The 3,778-nt window shown below is 65.1% G+C and carries 3 protein-coding genes; all 3 read right to left on the reverse strand.

Features of this window, described 5'->3' with window-relative positions; genetic code table 11:
- Positions 1 to 4: 4 nt before the first annotated feature.
- Positions 5 to 1,516, reverse strand: coding sequence for an ABC transporter substrate-binding protein (locus ACIPIA_RS11975; protein WP_400509763.1), 1,512 nt, complete (start codon positions 1,514 to 1,516; stop codon positions 5 to 7).
- Positions 1,517 to 1,581: 65 nt separating this feature from the next.
- Positions 1,582 to 3,090: a M81 family metallopeptidase gene (locus ACIPIA_RS11980; RefSeq protein WP_400509765.1), complete on the reverse strand. Its 1,509-nt coding sequence runs from the start codon at positions 3,088 to 3,090 to the stop codon at positions 1,582 to 1,584.
- Between the two features lie 180 nt (positions 3,091 to 3,270).
- The coding region (locus ACIPIA_RS11985; RefSeq protein ID WP_465246956.1) for a type III PLP-dependent enzyme domain-containing protein at positions 3,271 to 3,778 on the reverse strand (508 nt) is incomplete at its 5' end.

Consider the following 3,778-nt stretch of genomic DNA (forward strand, 5'->3'; position numbering starts at 1 on the left):
CGCATCACTTGAACCCGAGGGTACGGGCGACGAAGAGATTGTCGATGTCGAGCGTCACCCCACCGATCTTCTCGGAGGCGACTATCAGGCCGACATCGTAGGAATTGGTCGGGATGCCAAAAGCCTCGTCGACCAGCACGCGGTTGAGATTGTCATAGGCAGCCTTGACCTCGGCCTCGCTGCCGGCCGTGCCGTCCACCCTGGCGATCGCCGCCACGTAGTCGGGATGCGGATGCGGATCCTTGAGGATCGGATTGCCCGAGGTGCGATAGATCGAGTTGGTCGCGACGCGCGACGGGAATTTCTGGACATTGCCGACGGCGCCGAAAGTCGCAGCGAAATCGCCACCCAGCAACGCCGTGACGTATTCGGCCCCCTGTCGCATGTCGAGTTCGACTGGAATTCCCACCTTCTGCAGGGACCCCTGCACGATCTGGCTGATCGCAACGGAGGCCTCGTCGCTGCCATTCACCAGCAGCTTCCAGTTCTTCATCTCGTCTGCGGACAGGCCGGAAGCGGCGATCAGCTTCTTCGCCTTGTCGAGGTCGTATCCATTGGACTTGGTATAGCCGTCGTCGAAAGCCGGGCTCGCGGGTGCCCAGGGCAGCGCCACGACCTTGCCCATGCCGGCATAGCCAACGCGCAGTATGCTTGCCCGGTCCATCAGGTGGTTGAAGGCCTGGCGGAACGACTTGTTGCGGAAGGGTCCACGCGTCGAATTGATGCGAAAGACCTGCACCAGCTGCCCCGGCCCGGCGAACACCTGATAGCCCGCCCCCTTCAGCCTGACGGCGCTGCGCGATGAACCGTTGTAGACGATGTCCACGGCACCCGATTCCAGAGCGGCGCTCGCGGCGGCGTCCTCGCTGAACACGGTGAAGACGAGATCCTGCGCGATCGGCTGCTTCTCGCGCCAGTATTTCGGATTGGCCTTGAGGGTGAGGCTCTGGCCCACCGCGCGGTTCACCAGCGTATAGGGGCCGGTGCCGGCCGGCACGGTCTCGACCGTGTCGATGCCCTTCGGGTCGATCGGAATCAGGAATTGCAGAAGGTCGAGGATCTGTCGGTCGGGTACCGGCGCCTTGAAGTTGATTGTGACCGTGCGCTCGTCCGGCGCCGACCAGTCCTTGACGATCGACATGGTCGCGAAGACGTTCTTGCCGCGCTTGGGATCGGCCCCCTTCTGAAGGGTCGCGAGCACGGAATCGGCCTTGAACGGCGTGCCGCTGTGGAAGGTCACGCCATCGCGCAGCTTCAGCGTCACGGAGCTCTTGTCCGGGGCGATCTTCCACTCGGTCGCGAGGCTCGACTCCGGCTTACCCTCGGGCGTGTATTCGATCAGGCTGTCGTAGAGGTTCTTGATGACGTGGAAATTGACGGTCGAGAGCTGTTGCGGATCGTAGTTCGCGAGCTCGCTCAGCACGGCCACGCGCAACGTCCCGCCCTTGAGCTGCTGGGCAGAAGCCGGCAGCGCCGCCGCCAGAGGGGCTGATGCCGCAAGGGCGAGGCTGGTCATGCAGAATTGACGTCGCGACAGCTTTGTCATCGCTTTCCCCTCTCTTCTTGATTGTCATGCGTCGTTCAGGCGGTCCCCGCTCCCGGCTGGGACGAGTGCGCCCGCCAGTCGCTTATTGTCTCCAGAGGATAGACCGGGCGCGGAATCCGCCGCCACGGGAGGGTGAAGACATCCGATTGACCGGGCCCTCGCGTATCGGCGCGGACAAGCCCGGATGCGATCCGATCGAAGTACTGGAAGTTCGAAGCCGTCTTGAGCACCGCCATCTTGTACTCGGAGAGGTCGATGCCGAAGGCCTCGTAGACATCGGGCACGTTGCCGGCGACGCCGCGCAGTTCCGAGATCAGCAGCGTCACCGGCCCGACATCGAAGACGGCGACCCGGCCCATGTCGACTTCCGGCTGGTGGTTGAAGTTCAGCGGGATCGCCCCGCCGCCGAGCTTCCGCACCTTGCCCGTCACCGTCAGCGGCTTGAAGAAGGCCGTCGCCGCGTCCCCGCCGAGCGGCAGCGTCACCTCCGCGCCCTCTCCTGCGGCCGTCAGCGTCGCGACGGCCTGCGGCGAGATCAGCGGGATCAGGGCCTTGCTCCTGATGCCGAGCCGCAGCATCGACTCCAGCAGAAGGTTGCTGTCGCCGGCCGCGCCGCCGAAGACCGTATCACCGGTGTCGCTCAGCACGATCATGCCGCGCGGAGCCGCGTCGGCCTTGCGCACGGCGTCATCGACGGAGACCGCTTCGCGCAGCTGGAAATCGTCGCGCATGGACCAGGCGAGATCGGCAAGCTCGTCCGCGAGTTTCTCGGCCAGCGCCTGGTCGCCGTCGGTGACGACGATCGTCGACCAGCCGCCCTCGGCGACATCGAGCCAGGGTTGCATCGGATAATTCGACGCCTGCAGGACGCGCCTGTCGGCTTCCAGAGCCCGCGCCCGGTCGAACCAGATCTTCATCGGCCCCTTCGAAGTCAGGAATTGTTCCTGATGCGAGAGCAGCGGGATCTTGCGCCAGGCCATCACCGGCCTGCTCTTCTCCCCGAGGATGCGCAGCAACACCTCAGTGCCGACCTTGCCGGTGTCGAAGACATCGTGGGGCTGTGTGCGGTGCCCGACGATGGCCGTGCAATTGGCCATGATCTTCTGCGTGACGTTGGCGTGGTGATCGAGCCCGAGCAGGATCGGGACGTCCGGGCCGAGAATGCGGCGGCACAGCTCCGCCTGTTCGCCTTCGACATCGTCGATGCCTTCCGCGGCGCAAGCGCCGTGCAGATGCAGAACGAGGCCGTCGATCGGCCCGGCCATTTCGAGGCCCGCCCTGATCTTCGCCTGGAAGAAGTCGAAGGCCTCGCGCGATATACGCCCGCCAGCGACAGCCCAGGCCCGGATGATCGGGATCGTCTCGATGTCGAGCCCGGACTCGCGAACCGCGGCGTAATGGCCGCCGATCTGGCCGATCTCGCTGAAATGCCGGACGATCTCCTCGCCTTCATAGAGGCCGAACGCCTCGAAATCGGAGAGCGTGGTCAGTAGCGGATTGAAGTCGTTGGTCTCCTGAACGATGTGGATCAGAGCCAGGCGCACGGCGACCTCCCGGAAGGCGACTTCGAACGGCGAAACGGTCTGTCGATGCTGCGTGGATCCGTACCGTCCGGGGCCCGGCGGACCCTGAAAGCGACCCGCGCAGCCCCAAAAGCCTAGTAGTCGCAGATATTTCGCGTCAAGGATCAGACGTTCCGCGAGAAGAAACCACGGAACGCTTCATCAGAAGAACGTCCTGATCGCGCCGGTCACGCGATAGTCGTCGTCGACGAGCATCAGCACGGCCCATTTGTCGAAGGTGGTGCAGGGATGGCCGATGCCGAAGGCGACCATGTCTCCGACCCGCAGCGGGCTCTCCTCCGGCGTGCCGAGATGGCAGTGCTGGTCGTTGAGCGCCAGAACCGCATGTCCCGGAGGCATCGGCTCGGGGCGCTGCATCGCGCCGCCCGGCCGGTACCAGCGGAGCGGCACCGGCAGGCCGGAATCGTAGCTGATGTCGCGCTTGCCGACGGTGAGCAGGCTGCGCCCACGCTCCGGCCGCGACTGGACATGGGCCCAGACCTCGAGCGCCGGTTCCAGCCCGCCCGGCGGCAACGTCAGGCTTGTCTCCAGCCTGATGCGCTGGAACGCGGCCGAGTACACCGTGGAATCATGCGTCAGGTAGCATCCGGAGCGCAGTACCTTGATGACCGGCCGGCTGAAGGCCGCAGCGTTGAAGGCCTCGCCGGCA

Origin of the sequence: Allobosea sp. CER48 (assembly GCF_044752385.1) — a bacterium.
Taxonomy (GTDB): Bacteria; Pseudomonadota; Alphaproteobacteria; order Rhizobiales; family Beijerinckiaceae; genus Allobosea.

Excerpts from the sequence above, each read along its gene's own strand:
- ACIPIA_RS11975 (WP_400509763.1), bottom strand. The coding sequence starts at position 1,516 with ATGACCAGCCTCGCCCTTGCGGCATCAGCCCCTCTGGCGGCGGCGCTG.